This window comes from Pseudonocardia bannensis (genome assembly GCF_012911875.1).
Classification (GTDB): Bacteria; Actinomycetota; Actinomycetes; order Mycobacteriales; family Pseudonocardiaceae; genus Pseudonocardia; species Pseudonocardia bannensis.
In genome coordinates this window covers 41,621-60,196 of sequence record NZ_JAAXKZ010000020.1, presented here as the reverse complement: position 1 = coordinate 60,196, position 18,576 = coordinate 41,621, and the positions used below count along the sequence as shown (strand labels likewise).

Here is an 18,576-nt window from a genome sequence, read left to right as displayed (position 1 = left end):
CCCCACCGATCGTCTCGAAGCACTCGGCCAGCATGTTCAGGGTGGTCTCGGCGCGTTCGTCGACCGCGAAGCGGACGAACCGCACCCTCGACCATGGCAGCACCGCGCAGAACACGAGCACGTTGACGACGACCAGCACGGCGCGGAGCCTATCCGGACGAGCCTCCCGATCTCCTCGGCGAGTTCCTTGTAGTGCGCCGGGACACCCTCGGACGAGGCGCAGTAGACGCAGATCGCGTACGAACCGGTGCTCACGGCGTCACCGTGCCGAGCAGTCGCGCGCTCAATGCGTCTCCTCCCACGCGCGATAAGCCTCGTGCACGACCTTCACCGCGTCGTCGACGTCGTCGGTCAGGTGCAGCAGCGCCAGGTCCTTCTCGCCGATCTTGCCGCTGTCCAGGACCGTCGAGGCGATCCAGTCGTAGAGCCCGCCCCAGTAGTCGCGGCCGAGCAGCACCACCGGGAACTTCGTGACCTTCTTGGTCTGCACGAGGGTGAGCGCCTCGAACAGCTCGTCGAGGGTGCCGAAGCCGCCGGGCAGGCAGACGAACGCCTGGGAGTACTTGACGAACATCGTCTTGCGGGCGAAGAAGTAGCGGAAGTTGATACCGAGGTCGACCCAGTCGTTCAGCCCCTGCTCGAACGGCAGCTCGATGCCCAGCCCGACCGACATCCCGCCGGCATCGGAGCAGCCCCGGTTGACCGCCTCCATGGTCCCCGGGCCGCCGCCGGTGATCACGGCGAAGCCGGCCTCGGCGAGAGCCGCGCCCAGCTCACGGCCCAGCGCGTACTCCGGGTGCTCCCGGGGGGTGCGGGCGGAGCCGAAGACGGTGACCGCGCGCGGCAGTTCGGCCAGTGCTCCGAAGCCCTCGACGAACTCGGCCTGGATCCGCAGCACCCGCCACGGGTCGGTGTGCACCCAGTCGCTGGGGCCGCGCGAGTCGAGCAGCCGTTGGTCGGTGGTCGTGTCTTCGTTGCGGTGCTCGCGGCGCAGCACGACCGGACCGCGCAACTTCTCCTCGGGACGTCCGTCACCGCTCGTGGTCATGTGGTCCAGACTAGTGAGGGCTGGTGTCAGGCCAGGAAACGCCACAGCACGTCCGTGCAGCCGGTGATCGCCCGGGTGTCGACGTGCTCCTCGCGGGTGTGGGCCAGGTTCGGGTCACCGGGGCCGTAGTTGATCGCGGGGATGCCCAGGGCGGCGAACCGGGACACGTCGGTCCACCCGTACTTCGCCTGCGCCGTCGTGCCGGTGGCCGCGAGGAACTCCCTGGCCGCGGGGGCTGCCAGGCCCGGGAGCGCCCCGGGCGACAGGTCGGTGACGGTCAGGTCGTAGCCGTCGAAGACCTCCCGGACGTGGGCCTGCGCGGCCTCCGCGTCACGATCGGGGGCGAACCGGAAGTTGACCGTCACCACGCATTCGTCGGGGACGACGTTGCCGGCCACCCCGCCCGCGATCCGCACCGCCTGCAGGCCCTCGCGGTACACGCACCCGTCGATGTCGACGTCGCGGGCGGTGTAGGCGTTGAGCCGCGCCAGGACGTCCGCCGCGTGGTGCACCGCGTTGTCACCCAGCCACGACCGTGCGGAGTGCGCGCGCCGGCCCTGCGTGCGGATCTCCACCCGCAGCGTGCCCTGACAGCCGGCCTCGACGGCGCCGCCCGTCGGCTCGCCGAGGATCGCGAGGTCGGCGCGCAGCCAGTCGGGCAGTTCGCGCTCGATGCGGCCCAGGCCGTTGCGGGTCGCCTCGATCTCCTCGCAGTCGTAGAACACCAGTGTCAGGTCGTGCCGCGGCTCGGTCAGGGTGGCGGCCAGGTGCGCGAAGACGGCGTCGCCGGACTTCATGTCGGAGGTGCCGCAGCCGTAGAGCAGGTCGCCCTCGCGCCGGCTCGGCACGTTGTCCGCGATCGGCACCGTGTCGGTGTGCCCCGCGAGCAGGACCCGCCGGGCCCGGCCGAGGTGGGTGCGGGCCAGCACCGCGGCCCCTGACCGGACGACCTCGAGATGCGGGGCCTGGGTGCGCAGCGCGTGTTCCAGGGCGTCGGCCAGCATCGCCTCGTCGCCGGACACGCTGGGCACGTCGACCAGCGCGGCGGTGAGCTCGACGGGATCGGCGGTGAGGTCCAGGGTCGGGACGGTGGTCGTCACGGGCCCCGACGCTACCCGGACCGGGTGGCCGGGGCGGGGCGCCGGCTCCGGTGCCCGTCGAATCGCTTCTGGATCCCCGGCTGAGCGAGACGTCGGGGCGGGCCGGGCCCGTGGTGGGGTCGACGGCCGATCTCGCGGTGGCCTGCGCGACGGCGGGCAGCGGCTTGGGCGGCATCCGGAGGACGGCGCAGCGGCCGCGCGGGATAAATTGGGCGTCCGTGAGCACCGCACTGCGCCATGAGGGCGCCTCCGGCACCGGCCTGGCCACCGTCACCGCCGACGGCACCGTCCTGGACACCTGGTACCCGTCCCCCGCGCTCGGGGCCGACGCCGAGGACGTGTCGGCGTCGCTGGAGGGGCTGGCCGGCAGCGACGAGGCGCGGGGCGTCACGACGCGGGTCGTCCGCACGACGATCGACTCGCTCGCCGACCCGGCGGTCGACGCCCAGGACGTCTACCTGCGGCTGCACCTGCTCAGCCACCGCCTCGTCCGCCCGCACGAGGTCAACCTCGACGGGATCTTCGGGCTGCTCGCGAACGTGGCCTGGACCAACCAGGGCCCGTGTGCCGTGCCCGGTTTCGAGCTGACCCGCGCCCGGCTGAAGGCCCGCGGCCCGCTCACCGTGTACGGCGTCGACAAGTTCCCGCGGATGGTCGACTACATCGTGCCGACCGGTGTCCGGATCGCCGACGCCGACCGGGTCCGTCTCGGCGCGCACCTGGCCGAGGGCACCACCGTCATGCACGAGGGATTCGTCAACTTCAACGCCGGCACGCTCGGCGCCTCCATGGTCGAGGGTCGGATCTCCGCCGGTGTCGTCGTCGGCGACGGCTCGGACCTCGGTGGCAGCGCCTCGGTCATGGGCACGCTGTCCGGCGGCGGCAAGGAGGTCATCTCGGTCGGCAAGCGCTGCCTGATCGGCGCCAACGCCGGGATCGGCATCTCGCTCGGCGACGACTGCGTGGTCGAGGCCGGGCTCTACGTCACCGCCGGCACGAAGGTCACGCTGCCGGACGGCAGCACCACCGCGGCCCGCACCCTGTCGGGCACGGACGGGCTGCTGCTGCGCCGGAACTCGGTGACCGGGGCGGTCGAAGCCCTCCCGCGAACCGGTGACGGGATCGCCCTGAACGCCGCTCTGCACGCCAACTGAGCCGCCGGAGGGTGGGCACCGGGCTCGAATAGAGTTCGCGCCCGTGTCCTCCCCCGCTCCGCGCCGCGCCCGCCGGCGCCAGTCCGACGGCCCGCGCCTGCTGGATCTGCCGACCCCGCTGACGGCGATCCCCACCGACCCACCGGCACACCACGTCCGCGCCGCCCTCGACCTGCGGCTGCGCGCGCTGCTGCACCACGACCCGGGCACCCGCACCGGGCGCGACATCGAGGACCTGCACCAGATGCGGGTCTCGGTGCGGCGGATGCGGGCGACGCTCAAGGCCGCGCGGCCGCTGCTCGACGCCGCGTGGGCCGACGGGCTCCGGGCGGAGCTGGGCTGGCTGGGCCGGGCGCTGGGCCCGGTCCGCGACCTCGACGTGATGCTGCTGCGGCTGCGCGGTGAGGCCGCGCTGCTGCCGCCCGCCGAGCAGGCTGCGGCCGAGGTCCTGGTCGCCGCGCTCGAGACCGAGCGGGCGGCCGCCCGCGCCGAGATGCTGGCCGCCCTCGACGCCCCCCGCTACACCGCGCTGCTGGAGCGGCTGGTCGACGCGATCCGACTGCCTCTGCCGACGCCGTCGGCCACCCAGGCGCAGCCGGCGCTCGTCGACCTGGTGCGCGGGGAGGCCCGCAAGCTCCGCAAGGCCGTCGAGAAGGCCGGGGAGAACCCGCCGGACGAGACCTTGCACGCGCTGCGGATCCTCGGCAAGCGGGTGCGCTACACCGGCGAGCTGGTCGAGCCGGCGTTGGGCAAGCCGGTGCGGCGGCTGCTCAAGGCGACCGCCGAACTCCAGGAGGTCCTCGGCGACCACCAGGACGCGTGCGTCGCCGAGCAGCGGATCCGCGAGCTGCTCGACGGCCTGGGCGAGTACCCGGACGCGCACGTCGTGTTCGTCGCGGGGCGGCTGGTGGAGCGCGAGCGCACGCGGGCCGACGAGAAGCGCACCCACTGGTGGGCGGCGTGGCTGCAGGTCAGGGAGCGAGCCGAGGCGCTGTGACGGCCGTGCCGTCCGGTTCGGCGTCCGGCTCCGGCCGGGCCCGTCCGGGCGGCGGCCGGTCGCCGATCCGCCAGATCGCCAGACCCTGCAGGACGCCCGCGGCGAGCAGCATCGCGATGGCGGCGGGGAAGCCGCGGGTGAGGTCGATGAGCAGGCCCATCAGGAGCGGGCCCAGGCCCGCCGCGAGGTAGCCGACGCCCAGCGCGAGGCCGCTGGTCGCGGCGCTGGCGGCGCCGTCCGGGGTCCGCCAGGCGATCACCGACAGGCCGAGCGGGAACCCGGCGCCGGCCCCGATGCCCATCAGCACCACCCACAGCCACGCACCCAGGACCGGCGGCTGCGGCAGCAGCATCGCCCCCAGGGTGCCGGCCAGGCCGCAACCCAGCGTGATCCCGGACCAGAAACGCCAGCGCCACCGCCGCTCGGCGAAGATCGGCACGAGCAGCGCCGCGGGGATCTGCGAGACGCTCCACACGGCCAGCAGCAACCCGGCCCGCGCAGCGCTCCAGCCCTGGCTCTCGTAGTACGGCGACAGCCAGGTCAGCCAGCCGTAGAACATCAGCGAGGTGCCCGCCTGGTAGCAGGCGGCCTGGCGGGCGAACCGGTCGCGCCAGGGCAGCCGGGGACGCGGCGCCGTCCGGTCGTGCGACCCCATCCGGCGGACGACCGGGGTCCAGGCGACCACCGCGAGCACCGCGGGCACCGCCCAGACCGCGAGCGAGAACGACCACCCGCCCAGGGCGGTCGCGATCGGTACCGCGGCGGCACTGGACACCGTCGCACCGATCATCATCGACACGACGTAGCCGCCGGTGGCGGCGCCGGCACGGGTCGCGAGATGTTCCTTGACGACCCCCGTGAGCAGAACCCCCGCCAGCCCGATGCCGAGACCGATGAGCAGGCTGCCCCCGATCAGCGGCACCAGCGCGGGACAGCCGCGCGCGATGCTGCCGAGCGCCACCATCCCGACCGACACGCCGAGCGCGCGTTCCCGGCCGAAGCGGCCGCCGAACGCGGAACCGACGAACGAACCGACCGCCATCATCAGCACGGCGGAGGCCTGGACGAGCCCGGCCGCGCCCGCGGAGATCCCGAGCTCGCCGCGGACCGTCTCGATCAGCGGCGGATAGCCGGCCAGCGCGGCCCGCAGGTTGGCCGCGAGCGCGAGCAGGCCGAGGAGCACGACCGCCGGGCGGACCTGCCGCGCCACCGCCGTCGTGGAAGCACTCACGCCGGGGTCAGCCGGGCCACTGCCGCGTCGATCCGCTCGTCGCTGGCGGTGACGGCCACCCGGACGTGCTGCGCCCCTGCCGGACCGTAGAACTCCCCCGGTGCCACCAGGACACCTTGCGTGGCGAGCTCCCGCACCGTCAAACGGGACGGCCGGCCGGCCGTCGCCCAGAGGTAGAGCCCGGCCTCGGAATGGTCGACGCGCAGCCCGGCCGCCTCCAGCGCCGTGCGCAGCCGAGCCCGGCGCCGGTCGTACACCGCGGTCTGGGCGGCCACGTGGGCGTCATCGGACACCGCCGCGGCCATCGCGGCCTGCACCGGTCGCGGCACGATCATTCCGGCGTGCTTGCGCACCTCGAGCAGCGGCGCGATCAGGGACGGGTCCCCCGCCACGAACGCCGCCCGGTAGCCGGCCAGGTTCGACGACTTCGACAGCGAGTGCACCGCGAGCAGCCCGTCGATGCGGCCACCGCTGATCTCCGGGTGCAGCACCGAGGTCGCCCGGTGCGGCGGCGCGGACAGCGCGAGGTAGCACTCGTCGGACGCCACCGTCGCGCCCACCGCGCGGGCCGCGTCCACGGCCTCGCGCAGCGCGGCGGCGGACAGTACCCGCCCGGTGGGGTTCGACGGCGAGTTCAGCCAGACCAGACGGGTCCCGGGCGGCGGCGCCTCACCGTCGGCGAGCCGCACCACGGTGGCCCCGGCCAGCAGCGCCCCGACCTCGTAGGTCGGGTACGCCAGCTCCGGTACCGCCACGATGTCGCCCCGGCCGAGCCCGAGCAGCGTGGGCAGCCAGGCGACCAGCTCCTTGGAGCCGATCGTGGGCAGCACCGCCGCGGGATCGATCGGGGCGACGCCGAAGCGCCGGACCAGCGAGTCGGCCACCGCCCGGCGCAGCTCCACCGGACCGTGCGTGGTCGGATAGCCCGGCTCGTCGGCGGCCGGCCCGGCCAGAGCCGCCCGGACCACGGCCGGAACCGGGTCGACGGGCGTCCCGACGGACAGGTCGACGATCCCGTCCGGGTGCCCGGCGGCGAGTTCCTTGTCGCCCGCGAGCGAGTCCCAGGGGAAGTCGGGAAGAGCGATAGCCCTGTGCACTGACGGTTCGACCCTGCGAGCAGGTCCCTGCACTGACGGTTCGACCCTGCGAGCAGGTCCCTGCACTGACGGTTCGACCCTGCGAGCAGGTCTCACTCGTCGTGGGACTGGGGCGGCAGGCTAGCGGCCGGCTCGACGTCCTTCTCGATCTTGCCGACCTTGGACGCGCCCCCCGGCGAGCCGAGCTCCGCGAAGAAGTCGGCGTTGGCCTTGGTGTAGGCGGCCCACTGCTCGGGCACGTCGTCCTCGTAGTAGATGGCCTCGACGGGGCAGACCGGCTCGCAGGCACCGCAGTCGACGCACTCGTCGGGGTGGATGTACATCATCCGCCCGCCCTCGTAGATGCAGTCCACCGGGCACTCTTCGATGCACGCCTTGTCGAGCAGGTCGACGCAGGGCTCGGCGATGACGTAGGTCACGGGGTGGTCCTCCACTCGGGCATTACGACGCTCCCAGTATGTATCTCGACGTGATCGCTGCGGGAGCCGGGGCGATGTCAGTCGTACGGCAGGTTAACCCGGCCGGATGCGCGTGTCGTGAGAGAGGATGGCCTCAGTATGGCTGCGGTGGACGGGCTGGACGCCCTGCTGGGCTCGCGGGTCGCGCTGCGCCACCGGATCGGCGAGCGCGACGGACGTCCGCTGTTCACCGACGTGGTGGGTGAACTCACAGAAGGCGGCGAGCGCGACGGCGTCGCCACCGTCGTGGTGGCGACGCGACGGGGTCCGGTCCGCGTCGACAAGGAGGCCGTCGTCGCCGTCCGGGCGGTTCCGCCCGCGCAGCCCAAGCGCCCGTCCTGGTCGGTGGTGGGCCGGCTCGAGGTGCTGTGCGCGGACGCCTGGCCGGCGCAGGCCGACCGGCCGCTGGGGGCGTGGCGGTTGCGCGCGGCGGGCGGCTTCACCGGCCGGGCGAACGCCGCGCTCGCCGCCGGGGACCCGGGGGTGCCGATCCCCGCCGCCCTCGACGCCGTGCGGGCCTTCGCCGCCGAGCACGGGATCACACCCCGGGTGCAGGCGCCGATGGGCTCACCGTGGTCCAAGGCGGTGGCCGGCGAGGGCTGGGTGCTCGACGCCGGGCACGCGGCCGGCGCGGAGGTGGCGGTACTCGTCGCGGACCTGGACCGGTTCGCCGGCGCGGACCCGGCCGGCGTCGTGCTGGCGGACCGCGCGAGCGACGACTGGTGGGAGGCCGCGCTCGGCGACTCGCCCACGCCGGCGCAGCGGCACGTGCTCGAACCGGGCCCGGACGGGCCGTCCACGGCGTTCGGGCTGGCCCGGGCCGGCGGATCCGGCGACCCGGCCGGCGTGATCCGGGCGGCCGTCGTGGCCGACCATCTCCACCTGTCCCGCCTGGCGGTCGCCCCCGCCGCGCGCCGGACCGGGGTGGCCACGGCGCTGACCGCGGCGGCCGCGCGCTGGGGCCGCGAGCACGGCGCACGCTGGGCAGTGCTCCAGGTCGCGGTGCACAACACGGAGGCGCTGGCGTTCTACGACGCCCTCGGCGCCACCGAACACCACCGCTACCACTACCTCGTGCCGCCCGAGCGCAACCAGGTGTGACCCTGCTTCGAGGCCCGTTTGAGCCCCGACCACTCCCCGAAGTACTTCCCCACCACCCCGACGACGGGCAGCATGCCGATCGCCTCGTGGTAGAAGCGGCCGCGCGGGCGCTTGTCGAGCTCGTCCTCCACCGCGAACAGGGCCCGCCCGAGCCGCCACACCGCGCCGCCGACCCGGCGCAGCGTCGGCGTGCTCCCCGCCCCGGCGAGATCACCGGTGAGCTCGGCCGCCCGCGCGGCGACGGCGGCGTCGTCGGCGGCGCTGAGCTGGTGCGGGACGGCGAGGTCCCGGCGGAACAGGACCGCACCGAGCAGCGCGACGAGGTGGTCCTCCTCGCGGATCCCGTGCTCACCCGCGATCGCGCACAGCAGCAGGCCCTGGCCGGCCGTCCCGACCGCCGCCGAGACCGGCAGGGTGCGGGCGAGGGCCCCGCCCAGTCCCGGGATCGCCGCGATCAGCGTGACGAACCGGCCGACCCGGTAGACCCACCACCGGCAGCGGGCATCGGCGTCCATCGCCGCCCACGCCGCCGTGCCCGGGACCTCGACGGCGGCCAGCGCGTCGAGCATCTTCTCCCGCAGACCGCGCTCGCCCGCGTCGTCCGGGCCCACCGCGCCGGGGCCCGACCGGTCCAGCGCGCCCACCCGGGCCCGCAGACCGAACGGGTCGGACTCGCGCAGGCCGTCGAGCACCGGACGGGTCGCCCGGACGAACGGCCGCAGCACCGCGACGATCGCGGCGTCGCTGATCGACTCAGCCACTGCTGACCGCCGACATGGAGCCCCGCTCGTCGTCCGCCGTCGCGGGCCCGGAATGCAGCACCTGCCGCAGCGTCCACAGCCCGGAGCCCAGGCCCGACACGATCAGCAGCAGCGACTGCCACGTCGCCGGGAGCAGGACGTCGCCACCGGGACCGCCGAACCCGAGCACGCCGACCACCCCGATCCACACGAGAACCGGCGCGCCCGCCACCCCGGAGCTCGCCTCCTGCTCAGCGGCCCGGCGCACCAGCCACGGCATGGTGAGCAGGACGAGCACCGTGCCGATCGGCACCGGGACCCACCCGATGTAGGACGGCTGGAGCATCAGCGCGAGCGCGGCCAGCATCGCCGAGTCCAGCGACAACAGCGCGAGCACCAGGACCCGCATCACGTCCCGATCCCGGTGAACAGGTCGGTCTCGGGACCGGCGGCGCCGCCGGCCAGTACGAACTCCTCGACGTCGAGCAGCGGCTGCGCCACCCCGTTGCTCATCGCGTAGGCCACCCGGCCGGGCCGGGCCGGGTCCTCCCACACCGCGATCTGGGTCGCGTGCGCGCGCATCGCGGCGATCCGTGCCGGGCGCTGGGCGGCGACGTCGATCCGGGTGGTGACGGCGGCGTCGGCGACGCTGGGCAGCTCGTCGGGCGCGGGCAGGCGGAACGGCATCCCCGGCGCGCCGGCGAGGTCGGCGAGCCCGGCGTCGAGCCCGGACCGGCCGACCGCGGCGAAGTAGACCTTCTCGACCCCCGTGGCCCGTTCCGCGGCCGCGACGGTGATCCGGTGGGCCCGGACGTGGTCGGGATGGCCGTAGCCACCGTCGTCGCCGTAGCTGACCACCACCTGCGGGCGCAGCTCGGCGAGGATCGCCGCGAGCTGGGAGACCTGCTCGTCGAACGCGCCGGGCGCGGCGAACGCACGGGGGTGCAGCTGGTCCGGTGACGCCGCGCGCACCCCGTGTCCGGCCAGCACCATGCCGGAGTCGCGCCAGCGGCCCACCCCGCCGAGGAACCGGTGGTCGCGCAGGCCCAGCGCCGCCGTGGCGCCGGCCAGCTCGCCGATCCGGTAGCCGCCGAGCTGATCGGCCTGATCGGGGGCGAGCTGGGCGAGCTCGGGCGGGATGACCTCGCCCTCCTCGCCCAGCGTGCAGGTCACGACCGTCACCGCGGTGTCGGGTTCGGCGGCGTAGCGGGCGATCGTGCCGCCGGTCGTGAGCGTCTCGTCGTCGGGATGGGCGTGCACCAGCACGAGCCGGCGCGCGGGGAGCATCACGGCCGCAGCCTATGCCGAGCCGCTCAGAGCATGCTCCGGCGCCGGGCGAAGTGACAGGCCACCGGGTGTCCCTGCCCGCGCTCGACGAGCTCCGGCACCACCTCGGTGCACCGCCGGCGCTCCCCCTCGCCCAGGTCGTCCGCGAACGTCGGGCAGCGGGTACGGAACCGGCAGCCGCTCGGTGGGGCGAGCGGGCTCGGCAGCTCCCCGGCCAGCGTGAGCCGCTCGCGGGCCCGTTCCCGGCGCGGGTCGGGCAGCGGGATCGCCGAGATCAGCGCCTGCGTGTACGGGTGCGCCGGCCCGTCGAAGAGCCGGTCGACCGGCCCGGTCTCCACGATCCGGCCGAGGTACATCACGGCCACCCGATCGGCGATGTGCCGGACCACGGACAGGTCGTGGGAGACGAACAGGTAGGCGGGCCCCAGCTCGGACTGCAGCTCGGCGAGCAGGTTGAGCACCCCGGCCTGGACGGACACGTCCAACGCGGAGACCGGCTCGTCGAGGACGAGCACCGCGGGCCGCAGCGCCAGCGCGCGGGCCACCCCGATGCGCTGGCGCTGCCCGCCGGAGAACTCGTGCGGCAGGCGGTGGCCGTGCTCGGGGTCCAGGCCGACCCTGCGCATCAGCTCGCGCACCGTGTCCGGGCCGCCGGCGTCGTAGCGGCGGTGGATACGCAGCGGCTCGGCGATGATGTCGTGCACGGACAGCCTCGGGTCGAGGGCCGCGTACGGGTCCTGGAAGACGATCTGCAACTCCCGGCGCAGCGACCGCATCTGCGGGCGCGACACCGTCGTCAGGTCCCGGCCCCGGTACCGCACCTCCCCCGACGTGGCCGGGATCAGGTTCAGCGCCATCCTGGCCGTGGTCGACTTGCCGCAGCCGGACTCGCCGACCAGGCCCAGTGTCTCTCCGGCCGCCAGGTCGAAGGACACGTCGCAGACCGCGTGCACCTCGCCTGCGGCGCGGCGGATCAGGCCCTTCGACCGCGCCGGGAAGTGCTTGACGAGGTGACGCACGGACAGCAGCGGCGCGCCGCCGGCCGGGACGACCCCGTCGGGGTGGACGGCGGGAGCGCTCACGCGCCGCCCCCGGGCCCGGCCGGCACGCCGACGCGCTCCCCGGCCCGGAACACCTCGTCGGCGCTCGCGCCGGCCAGCTCCGCGGACCGGTGGCACGCGGCCAGGTGCCCGGCACCGGTGGCCGTCTGCAGTTCCGGCTCGGACTCGGTGCAGCTCGCGGCCGCGAGCGGACAGCGGGGCGCGAACGGGCACCCCGGCGGCAGGTCGACCATCGACGGGGGCGATCCGGCGATCGGCGTGAGGCGGGCGGCCGGCCGGTCCAGCCGCGGCAGGCTGCCCAGCAGGCCGAGGGTGTAGGGCATCCGCGGGGTGTAGAAGACCTCCTCCGCGGTGCCGACCTCGACGGGTTTGCCGGCGTACATCACGAGCACCCGGTCGGCCTGTCCGGCGATCACGCCGAGGTCGTGGGTGATGAGTACCATCGCCGCTCCGGTCCGCTCCTGGGCGGTCCGCAGCGACTCCAGGACCTGGGCCTGCACGGTCACGTCCAGCGCGGTCGTCGGCTCGTCCGCGATGATCACGTCGGGGTCGTTGGCCATCGCGATCGCGATGACCACCCGCTGGCGCATGCCACCGGACAGCTCGTGCGGGTAGGCGTTCACCCGCTCCGCCGGGTTGGGGATGCGCAGGGCCGCGAGCAGCTCCACCCCCCGGTCGTTCGCGGCCGCCCTGCTCACGTCGTGGTGGGCCCGCACGGCCTCCGCGATCTGCCGGCCGACGGTGTGCACGGGGTTCAGCGACGTCATCGGGTCCTGGAGGACCATCGCGATCCGCCGGCCCCGGATCCGGCTGAGCTCGGCGTCCGGGGCACCCACCAACTCCCGGCCGGCGAACCGGACCGAGCCGGACACCTGTGCGGTGCGCGGCAGCAGGCCCATGACGGCGAGCGATGTCACCGACTTGCCGGACCCGGACTCGCCGACGATGCCCAGCACCTCGCCGCGGCGCAGCCGGTAGTCCACCCCCCGCACGGCCCGCACCGGCCCGTCGGCACTCGGGAACGACACCGAGAGCCCGGAGACCTCGAGCACGGTGTCGGATGGTCCGTCACAGTTTCCGGCACGCGTGCTCACGCCCCGTAGCTTACGTAGCCGGAGGACCATGAACACTGCGCCGACCGGGGTCGCCCGGCTCCACCCCGAGCACGACACGAGGGTCGCCGAGGCCCTGCTCCACCTGCAGATCGCGGCGTACCGCGTGGAGGCCGCCCTGATCGGGTCGCCTGCCATACCCGGACTCACCGACACCGTCGACGCGCTGCGCGGCGCCGGGTCGACCTGGTTCGGGGTCGTCGAATCCGGCGGGCGCGCCGACGCCCCGGCCCGCAGGCTCTACGAGAGCGCCGGGTTCCGGGGTGCCGGGCACACCGAGGTGGAGCCGGGCCTGTGGATCAGCCACTACGCGTGGGAGCCACCTCAGCCGCGCAGGACCTGACGCTCCCCCGCGAAGTGACACGCCACCCGGTGCCGGCCCGACCCGTCGGCGAGGTCCAGCGCAGGGCGCTCGGTGATGCATCGCTGCTTGTCCGGGTCCGACAGCTCCAGGTGCTTCCAGCACCGCGTGCGGAACCGGCAGCCCGACGGCGGGTCGGCCGGGTTCGGCACGTCCCCGGTGAGCACGATCCGCTCCCGGCTGCGTTCGACGGCCGGGTCCGGGATCGGCACCGCCGAGATCAACGCCTGGGTGTACGGATGCTGCGGCCGCTCGAACAGGTCGTCGCGGTCGGCCAGTTCGACGATCCCGCCCAGGTACATGACCGCCACCCGGTCGGAGATGTGCCGGACCACCGAGAGGTCGTGCGCGATGAACAGGTAGGTCAGGCCGAACTCGCGCTGCAGGTCCTCCAGGAGGTTCAGGATCTGCGCCTGGATCGACACGTCCAGCGCGGACACCGGCTCGTCGAGGACCACGAACCTCGGGTTCAACGCGATCGCCCGCGCGATGCCGACGCGCTGGCGCTGACCGCCGGAGAACTCGTGCGGGTAGCGGTCGGCGTACTCCGCCGAGAGGCCGACGGTCTCCAGCAGGTCGGGGATCGTGTCCTCGGTGAGCTCGCCGCCGAGCAGTTCGTACTTCTCGGTGAGGATCTGCCGGACCGTCATGCGCGGGTTGAGCGAGGCGTAGGGGTCCTGGAAGACGATCTGCATGTCCTCCCGGGCCTTGCGCAGCTCCTCCTTGCGCATGGCCGTGACGTCGCGGCTGCCGAGCCGGACGGACCCCGCGGTCGGCTCCTGCAACCGCAGGATCGTCCGCGCCGCCGTCGACTTGCCGCAGCCGGACTCACCGACCAGGGACAGCGTCGTCCCCGGCTCGATGTCCAGGTCGATCCCGTCCACGGCCTGCACGGCGCCGATGGTGCGTTTGAACAGCAGGCCGGACCGGATCGGGAAGTGCTTGACCAGGCCCTCGACCTCGAGGACCGGCGGGACGCCGGTCTCGACGCGCGCCGTCGCGACCGCCGCGGGCGGGCGCGGAGCGGAGTGCGCCGCGGCGACCCTGTCGCTGTGCAGGCAGGCGTGCAGATGGTCCGAGCCGGGCCGGCTCGGGACGAGTATCGGCACCTCGGTCGTGCACTCGGCGGTGGCGAACTGACAGCGCGGGTGGAACGCGCAGCCTTGCGGTACCCGCGACAGGCTCGGCGGCTGCCCGGGGATCGGCTCCAGCTTCTCCGGCCGGGCGTGGTCCATCCGGGCGAGGCTGGACAGCAGGCCGTGGGTGTAGGAGTGCCGCGGCGCGGTGAAGATCTCCTCGCACGTGCCGGTCTCCACGATCCGGCCCGCGTACATCACGGCGATCCGGTCGGCGTGGCTGGCGACCAGACCGAGGTCGTGGGTGATGAGCACGATCGCGGTGTTACGGCTGGCCTGCAGATCCTCGAGCAGTTGCATGATCTGCGCCTGCACGGTGACGTCGAGCGCGGTGGTGGGCTCGTCGGCCAGCAGCACCTGCGGGTCGTTGGCCAGCGCCATCGCGATCATCGCGCGCTGCCGCATGCCGCCGGAGAACTCGTGCGGGTACTGCGCGGCACGCACCCGCGGGTTGGGGATGCCCACCTCGCCGAGCAGGTCGACGGCCTTGCGCAGCGCCGCCGCCTTCCCGACCTTCCGGTGCGTCCGGATCATCTCGGCGATCTGCTCGCCGACCTTGAAGACCGGGTTCAGCGCGGTCAGCGGGTCCTGGAAGATCATCGAGATCTCGTTGCCCCGCAGCTTGCGCTGCCGGGCCTCCGGCATGTCGAGCAGCGAACGGCCGCGCAGCAGCACCTGTCCGCCGGGGAACACCGCCGGCGGACTCGGGACCAGCCCGAGGATCGTCATCGCCGACACCGACTTGCCCGACCCGGACTCGCCGACGATCGCCAGCGTCTCGCCCTCGTCGACCTGCCAGCTGACCCCGTCGACGGCTTTGACCGTCCCGGCCGGGGTGTCGAAGTGCACCCGCAGGTCGCGGACCTCCAGCAGCGGCGCGGTCCGGCTCCCCCCGGATGCGCCGAGCACGTCCTCGCCCCGCGAGGTCGGTGTCGTTCCTGCCGTATCGGCCACGGTCAGCCCCTCCCGCGCAGCTTGGGGTCGAGCGCGTCGCGCAGGCCGTCGGCCACGAACGCGAAGCCCAACGTGGTGACGCAGATGGCGAGCGCCGGGAAGGCCCACAGGTGGGACTTGCCGGGCACCTGGAAGAACGGCGCCGACTGCGAGATCAGCCGGCCCCACTCCGGGATGTCCGCCGGGACGCCGATGCCGAGGAACGACAGCGAGGCCATCGCGACGACGACCACGCCGATGTTGGTGAACGCGTAGACCAGCACGGGCGCGATCGCATTGGGCAGGATGTGCCGCGAGATGATCCGCCGGTCGGTCGCCCCGATGGACCGGGCGGCCTCGACGTACTCGCTCTCCCGCAGGGCCAGCGTCTGGCCGCGCATCAGCCGCGCGCTGGTCGTCCACCCGAACAGGGCCAGCGCGATGATCACCGGCGTGACCCCCGCACCGAACGTGCGCACCACCAGGATCGCGCCGACGAGCAGCGGAAAGGCCAGGAAGACGTCGGTCGTACGCATGATGACCGAGTCCACGGCCCCGCCGCGAAAGCCGGCGATGGCCCCGAACACCACGCCGATCAGCAACGACATCGCCACCGTCGCGAGACCCACGATCACCGCGAGCTTGGCGCCGTAGATGATCGCGGAGAACATGTCGCGGCCGAGCACGTCGGTACCGAACCAGTGCCGGGCGCTGGGTGGCGCCGTGGTGTTCAGCAGGTTCTGTTCGAACGGGCTGAACGGCGTGATGAAGGGTTCGAAGATCGCGAGGAAGACCAGCAACCCGACGATGCCCAGGCCGAGCAGGGCCAGCCTGTTGCGCCGGTAGCGGCGCCAGATGTCGGAGAGCTGGCCCGGCCCTGCGGAACGGCGGCCGCCGTGCGGGGCCTGCGTGGTGGGTCGCGCCGCGGCGGCCACCTCGGCGGTGTCGGCCGGCGAGCCGCCGGTGGGCGGCGGAAGCGTGGTCATGAGGGGTCGCCCCAACTCGTTCGTCTGTGGTGGTGGCTAGTTCAGTCGGATCCGGGGGTCGAGGAAGGCGTAGAGGATGTCCACGAGCAGGCTCAGCAGCACGTAGGCCAGCACGCCGAACACCACGACCGCGGAGATCACCGGAGCGTTGTTGCCGCTGATCGCCCGGAACAGCAGGAAGCCGACACCGTTGTACTGGAAGATCGTCTCAGTGATGATCGCTCCGCCGAGCAGCACGCCGAGCGAGACCCCGATGTAGGTGACGACGGGGATCAGCGAGTTGCGCAGCGCGTGCTTGCCGATCACCTTGCGTTCGGAGAGGCCTTTGGCCCGTGCGGTCCGGATGTAGTCCGAGCGCAGCACCTCGAGCATCGAGCCGCGCATCAGGCGTGCGATGAACGCCGCGTCGATGATCGCCAGCGCGAACGCCGGCAGCAGGACCTCCTGGTACCAGGGCACCTCGACGGTGAAGCTGCGTGGCACGGTCGGGAACGGTCCGACGCCGGAGAGGTTGGCCACGAGCACGATGCCGATGACGAACACCGGGACGCCGATCGCGAGCGTCGACAGCACGGTGACCAGGACGTCGGCGAAGGAGTAGCGCTTGACCGCGGCGATGATGCCGGCGACCACCCCGATGATCACGTCGATCAGGATGGCGACGAGCGCCAGCCGGACGGTGTTGGGCACGGTCTCGGCCAGCATGTCGATCACCGGGCGGCGCTGGTCGAAGTCGACCCCCAGATCGCCGGTGAACAGGTTGCCCAGGTAGGTCACGTACTGGATCGGCAGCGGCTGGTCCAGGCCGAACTGGGCCCGGTTGGCCGCCGCGATCTCCGGCGGCACCTGACGGTCGCCGGTCGAGGCGAAGGGGTCACCGAGCGCGAACGTGGCGATGAAGACGAGCAGCGTCGCGCCCATCACCACCAGGACCGCCTGCCCTGAGCGGCGCAGGATGAACATTCCCATGAGGCCTTCTTCTCTCCATACGCGAGGGCCGGCGGCCCCTCGGTGGAGGGGCCGCCGGCCGTCGTCACGAGCTCACTTGATGGAGATCTTCTCCAGCGTCGGGTTCTCGTTGAAGTTCATGTTGATGTTGTTGAACCGGTCGGTCGCGACGAGCCGGAACTGCTGCCGGGCCCACAGCGGGATGAGCGCCAGGTCCTGACCGATGGCGATCCGCTCGGCCTGCTTCCACAGGTCGTTGCGCTCGGCCTCATCCTTGCTCGCATTGGCCCGCGCCACCAGGTCGTCGAACTGCGGGTTGCTGTAGCGACCGTAGTTGTTGCCGGTGACCGGCTCGTTCGGCGCCGCCCCGATCGAGGATGTGGCGAGCAGCGGGATCAGGTAGTTGCCCGGGGTCGGGTAGTCCGCACCCCACGCCGAACGGAACAGACCGGTCGCGCCCGGGGCGCCCTCGTTGTTCAGCAGGTCGGTGAACGGCACCCCCGTGTAGTTCACCTTGAGGCCCAGGTTGGTCTCCAACTGCTGGCGGACGGCCGCGGTCCACTCCTCGTGGCCACCACCGGTGTTGAACTGGAGACTGAGCTCGGTACCCGGGGTCAGCCCGGCCTGCTCGGCGAGCCGCTTGGCCTCCGCCGGGTCGTAGCGACAGGCCTCGCAGACCCCGTCCTGGTAGGCCTCCGGGAACAGCGGCGGCACCAGCGCGGTCGCCGGGGACTGGGCGCCCTGGAACACGCCCTGCGCGATGGCGTTGCGGTCGATGGCGAGCGAGATCGCCTTGCGGGCCTCCGGGGAGTTCAGCGGAGCCGTCGTGTTCGCGACCGTGAAGTAGTTGATGCCGTTGGTCTTCTTCGACATCCACTTTCCGGCCGGCTCGTTCGCCGCGCGCGCCTGCGCCAGCAGCGGCGGAGGCATCCGCGCCCAGTCGAACTGGCCGTTGTTGAAGCCGTCGTACTCGAGCTGCGCGCCGTTGGCGTCGGGCAGGATCGTGATCTCGACGGCGTCGAGGAACGCCTTGTCCCCGGCGGTGTAGTCGTCGAAGCGGACGAGCCGGATGCCCTGGTTGTGCTGCCACTTGCCGTCCATGCGGAACGGGCCGTTGCCGATCGGGGCGTCGGTGTACGCGGTGTCCGTGGTCGCGCCGACCGCCGTCGGCACGGGGCTGTAGACCGGGTGGTTGGTCCGCAGCTCGAACTCACAGTCGGGCTTGGTCAGCGTCACGACGAGCCGGTCCGGGTTGCTCGCGTCGACCCCGGTCAGCTGGGTCGCCGCGCCGCTCTGCATCTCGGCGTAGCCCTGGATCACGTCGAGGTGGTAGGAGACCTCGGAGCCGGAACCCTTCGCCGCCGCCCGCTCCCAGCCCCGCTTGAACGAGGCGGCGTCGACGGTCTCGCCGTTGTGGAACGTCGTGCCCGGCTTGAGGTTGAACGTCCAGACGCTGCAGTTGTCGTTCGCCGACCAGTCACTGGCCACACCCGGGGTGACCGCGCCGTCGGGCTGGACCTCGACCAGGCCGGTGAAGATCGCCTCGGCCACCCGGATGCCCTCGGACTCCTGGGCGTTGTACGGATCGATGGCCGTCGGCTCCGTGCTCCCGAGACGGAAGACGCCGCCCGGCCTACCCGGCTGCTCCGGGTTCGGCGCCGTCTCCGGGAAGCCCACCGCCGGCTGCCCGGTGTCCGGCGCGCCGGTGTTGCTCTGCTGGCTGCAGCCGGCGAGCACCAGGCCGGCCACCACCGTCAGCGCGGTGGCGGACCACGCCGCCCTCGTTCTCCTCATGCGCTCCATGACCCTTCTGTGCTGCTGACGCC

At 73.2% G+C, this 18,576-nt stretch carries 18 protein-coding genes and 1 pseudogene; 4 read left to right on the top strand and 15 right to left on the bottom strand.

From position 1 onward, the window contains the following. The 3 genes and pseudogenes from HF519_RS31105 to dapE all read right to left on the bottom strand — a co-directional run. Positions 1-121, bottom strand: a pseudogene (locus tag HF519_RS31105) (IS21 family transposase); the annotation flags it as partial. A 162-nt stretch (positions 122-283) separates the two neighbouring features. Continuing rightward, entirely contained in the window at positions 284-1,048 is a 765-nt protein-coding gene (locus HF519_RS08355; protein ID WP_169411843.1) for an LOG family protein, read from the bottom strand. A 26-nt stretch (positions 1,049-1,074) separates the two neighbouring features. Then, complete coding sequence (gene dapE / locus HF519_RS08350; RefSeq protein ID WP_169411841.1) at positions 1,075-2,148, bottom strand: succinyl-diaminopimelate desuccinylase; 1,074 nt, start codon at positions 2,146-2,148, stop codon at positions 1,075-1,077. A 218-nt stretch (positions 2,149-2,366) separates the two neighbouring features. On the opposite strand from dapE, the gene dapD reads away from it, so the two are divergent. Then, a complete protein-coding gene (gene dapD, locus HF519_RS08345) occupies positions 2,367-3,302 on the top strand; it encodes a 2,3,4,5-tetrahydropyridine-2,6-dicarboxylate N-succinyltransferase (protein WP_312859981.1) in 936 nt (311 codons plus the stop codon). Positions 3,303-3,345: 43 nt separating this feature from the next. Then, complete coding sequence (locus HF519_RS08340; RefSeq protein WP_312859980.1) at positions 3,346-4,299, top strand: CHAD domain-containing protein; 954 nt, start codon at positions 3,346-3,348, stop codon at positions 4,297-4,299. On the opposite strand, the gene HF519_RS08335 is transcribed toward HF519_RS08340, so the two are convergent. From HF519_RS08335 to fdxA, 3 genes are all read right to left on the bottom strand, one after another. Then, positions 4,274-5,530 carry an MFS transporter gene (locus HF519_RS08335; protein ID WP_312859979.1) on the bottom strand — a complete coding sequence of 419 codons (1,257 nt, stop codon included), beginning with the start codon at positions 5,528-5,530 and terminating at the stop codon, positions 4,274-4,276. The genes HF519_RS08340 and HF519_RS08335 overlap by 26 nt on opposite strands. After that, on the bottom strand, positions 5,527-6,627 hold the full coding sequence (gene dapC, locus HF519_RS08330; RefSeq protein ID WP_169411839.1) for a succinyldiaminopimelate transaminase: 1,101 nt from the start codon (positions 6,625-6,627) through the stop codon (positions 5,527-5,529). The genes HF519_RS08335 and dapC overlap by 4 nt, the downstream gene beginning before the upstream one ends. A 92-nt stretch (positions 6,628-6,719) precedes the next feature. Then, a complete protein-coding gene (gene fdxA, locus HF519_RS08325) occupies positions 6,720-7,046 on the bottom strand; it encodes a ferredoxin (protein WP_169411837.1) in 327 nt (108 codons plus the stop codon). Positions 7,047-7,184: 138 nt separating this feature from the next. Between fdxA and HF519_RS08320 the strand changes: the two genes are divergently transcribed. After that, positions 7,185-8,186, top strand: coding sequence for a GNAT family N-acetyltransferase (locus tag HF519_RS08320; RefSeq protein ID WP_169411836.1), 1,002 nt, complete (start codon positions 7,185-7,187; stop codon positions 8,184-8,186). On the opposite strand, the gene HF519_RS08315 is transcribed toward HF519_RS08320, so the two are convergent. Genes HF519_RS08315 through HF519_RS08295 form a run of 5 tightly spaced genes read right to left on the bottom strand, consistent with a single transcriptional unit; the run spans position 8,153 to position 12,368 of the window. After that, positions 8,153-8,947 (bottom strand): hypothetical protein, encoded by a 795-nt coding sequence (locus HF519_RS08315; protein ID WP_169411834.1) that lies wholly within the window; start codon positions 8,945-8,947, stop codon positions 8,153-8,155. The two genes, HF519_RS08320 and HF519_RS08315, sit on opposite strands and share 34 nt — an antisense overlap. After that, the gene (locus HF519_RS08310) at positions 8,940-9,335 is read right to left on the bottom strand and encodes a hypothetical protein (protein WP_246242838.1); all 396 of its coding nucleotides are present in this window, start codon (positions 9,333-9,335) and stop codon (positions 8,940-8,942) included. Before HF519_RS08310 ends, HF519_RS08315 begins: the two co-directional genes overlap by 8 nt. After that, a complete protein-coding gene (gene mshB / locus HF519_RS08305) occupies positions 9,335-10,213 on the bottom strand; it encodes an N-acetyl-1-D-myo-inositol-2-amino-2-deoxy-alpha-D-glucopyranoside deacetylase (RefSeq protein WP_169411859.1) in 879 nt (292 codons plus the stop codon). Before mshB ends, HF519_RS08310 begins: the two co-directional genes overlap by 1 nt. A 26-nt stretch (positions 10,214-10,239) precedes the next feature. Next, on the bottom strand, positions 10,240-11,295 hold the full coding sequence (locus HF519_RS08300; RefSeq protein ID WP_169411832.1) for an ABC transporter ATP-binding protein: 1,056 nt from the start codon (positions 11,293-11,295) through the stop codon (positions 10,240-10,242). After that, on the bottom strand, positions 11,292-12,368 hold the full coding sequence (locus HF519_RS08295; RefSeq protein WP_312859978.1) for an ABC transporter ATP-binding protein: 1,077 nt from the start codon (positions 12,366-12,368) through the stop codon (positions 11,292-11,294). The genes HF519_RS08300 and HF519_RS08295 overlap by 4 nt, the downstream gene beginning before the upstream one ends. 28 nt (positions 12,369-12,396) lie before the next feature. Between HF519_RS08295 and HF519_RS08290 the strand changes: the two genes are divergently transcribed. After that, positions 12,397-12,729 carry a hypothetical protein gene (locus HF519_RS08290; RefSeq protein WP_169411830.1) on the top strand — a complete coding sequence of 111 codons (333 nt, stop codon included), beginning with the start codon at positions 12,397-12,399 and terminating at the stop codon, positions 12,727-12,729. Here the strand turns inward: HF519_RS08290 and HF519_RS08285 are convergent. The 4 genes from HF519_RS08285 to HF519_RS08270 all read right to left on the bottom strand — a co-directional run bounded on the left by HF519_RS08285 (position 12,711) and on the right by HF519_RS08270 (position 18,544). Continuing rightward, positions 12,711-14,837, bottom strand: coding sequence for an ABC transporter ATP-binding protein (locus HF519_RS08285; protein WP_312859977.1), 2,127 nt, complete (start codon positions 14,835-14,837; stop codon positions 12,711-12,713). The genes HF519_RS08290 and HF519_RS08285 overlap by 19 nt on opposite strands. Before the next feature lie 2 nt (positions 14,838-14,839). Next, positions 14,840-15,802, bottom strand: a complete 963-nt coding sequence (locus HF519_RS08280; protein WP_169411828.1) for an ABC transporter permease — start codon at positions 15,800-15,802, stop codon at positions 14,840-14,842. Positions 15,803-15,838: 36 nt separating this feature from the next. Continuing rightward, the gene (locus HF519_RS08275; RefSeq protein ID WP_169411826.1) at positions 15,839-16,771 is read right to left on the bottom strand and encodes an ABC transporter permease; all 933 of its coding nucleotides are present in this window, start codon (positions 16,769-16,771) and stop codon (positions 15,839-15,841) included. Positions 16,772-16,843: 72 nt separating this feature from the next. Then, positions 16,844-18,544 carry a peptide ABC transporter substrate-binding protein gene (locus tag HF519_RS08270; protein WP_169411824.1) on the bottom strand — a complete coding sequence of 567 codons (1,701 nt, stop codon included), beginning with the start codon at positions 18,542-18,544 and terminating at the stop codon, positions 16,844-16,846. Positions 18,545-18,576: the final 32 nt, after the last annotated feature.

Bases quoted from the DNA above. Each gene is read 5' to 3' on its own strand.
- HF519_RS08310 (WP_246242838.1), bottom strand. From the start codon at position 9,335: ATGCGGGTCCTGGTGCTCGCGCTGTTGTCGCTGGACTCGGCGATGCTG.
- HF519_RS08280 (WP_169411828.1), bottom strand. From the start codon at position 15,802: ATGACCACGCTTCCGCCGCCCACCGGCGGCTCGCCGGCCGACACCGCC.
- HF519_RS08290 (WP_169411830.1), top strand. From the start codon at position 12,397: ATGAACACTGCGCCGACCGGGGTCGCCCGGCTCCACCCCGAGCACGAC.
- HF519_RS08270 (WP_169411824.1), bottom strand. From the start codon at position 18,544: ATGAGGAGAACGAGGGCGGCGTGGTCCGCCACCGCGCTGACGGTGGTG.
- HF519_RS08320 (WP_169411836.1), top strand. From the start codon at position 7,185: ATGGCTGCGGTGGACGGGCTGGACGCCCTGCTGGGCTCGCGGGTCGCG.
- mshB (WP_169411859.1), bottom strand. From the start codon at position 10,213: ATGCTCCCCGCGCGCCGGCTCGTGCTGGTGCACGCCCATCCCGACGAC.
- HF519_RS08355 (WP_169411843.1), bottom strand. From the start codon at position 1,048: ATGACCACGAGCGGTGACGGACGTCCCGAGGAGAAGTTGCGCGGTCCG.
- HF519_RS08275 (WP_169411826.1), bottom strand. From the start codon at position 16,771: ATGGGAATGTTCATCCTGCGCCGCTCAGGGCAGGCGGTCCTGGTGGTG.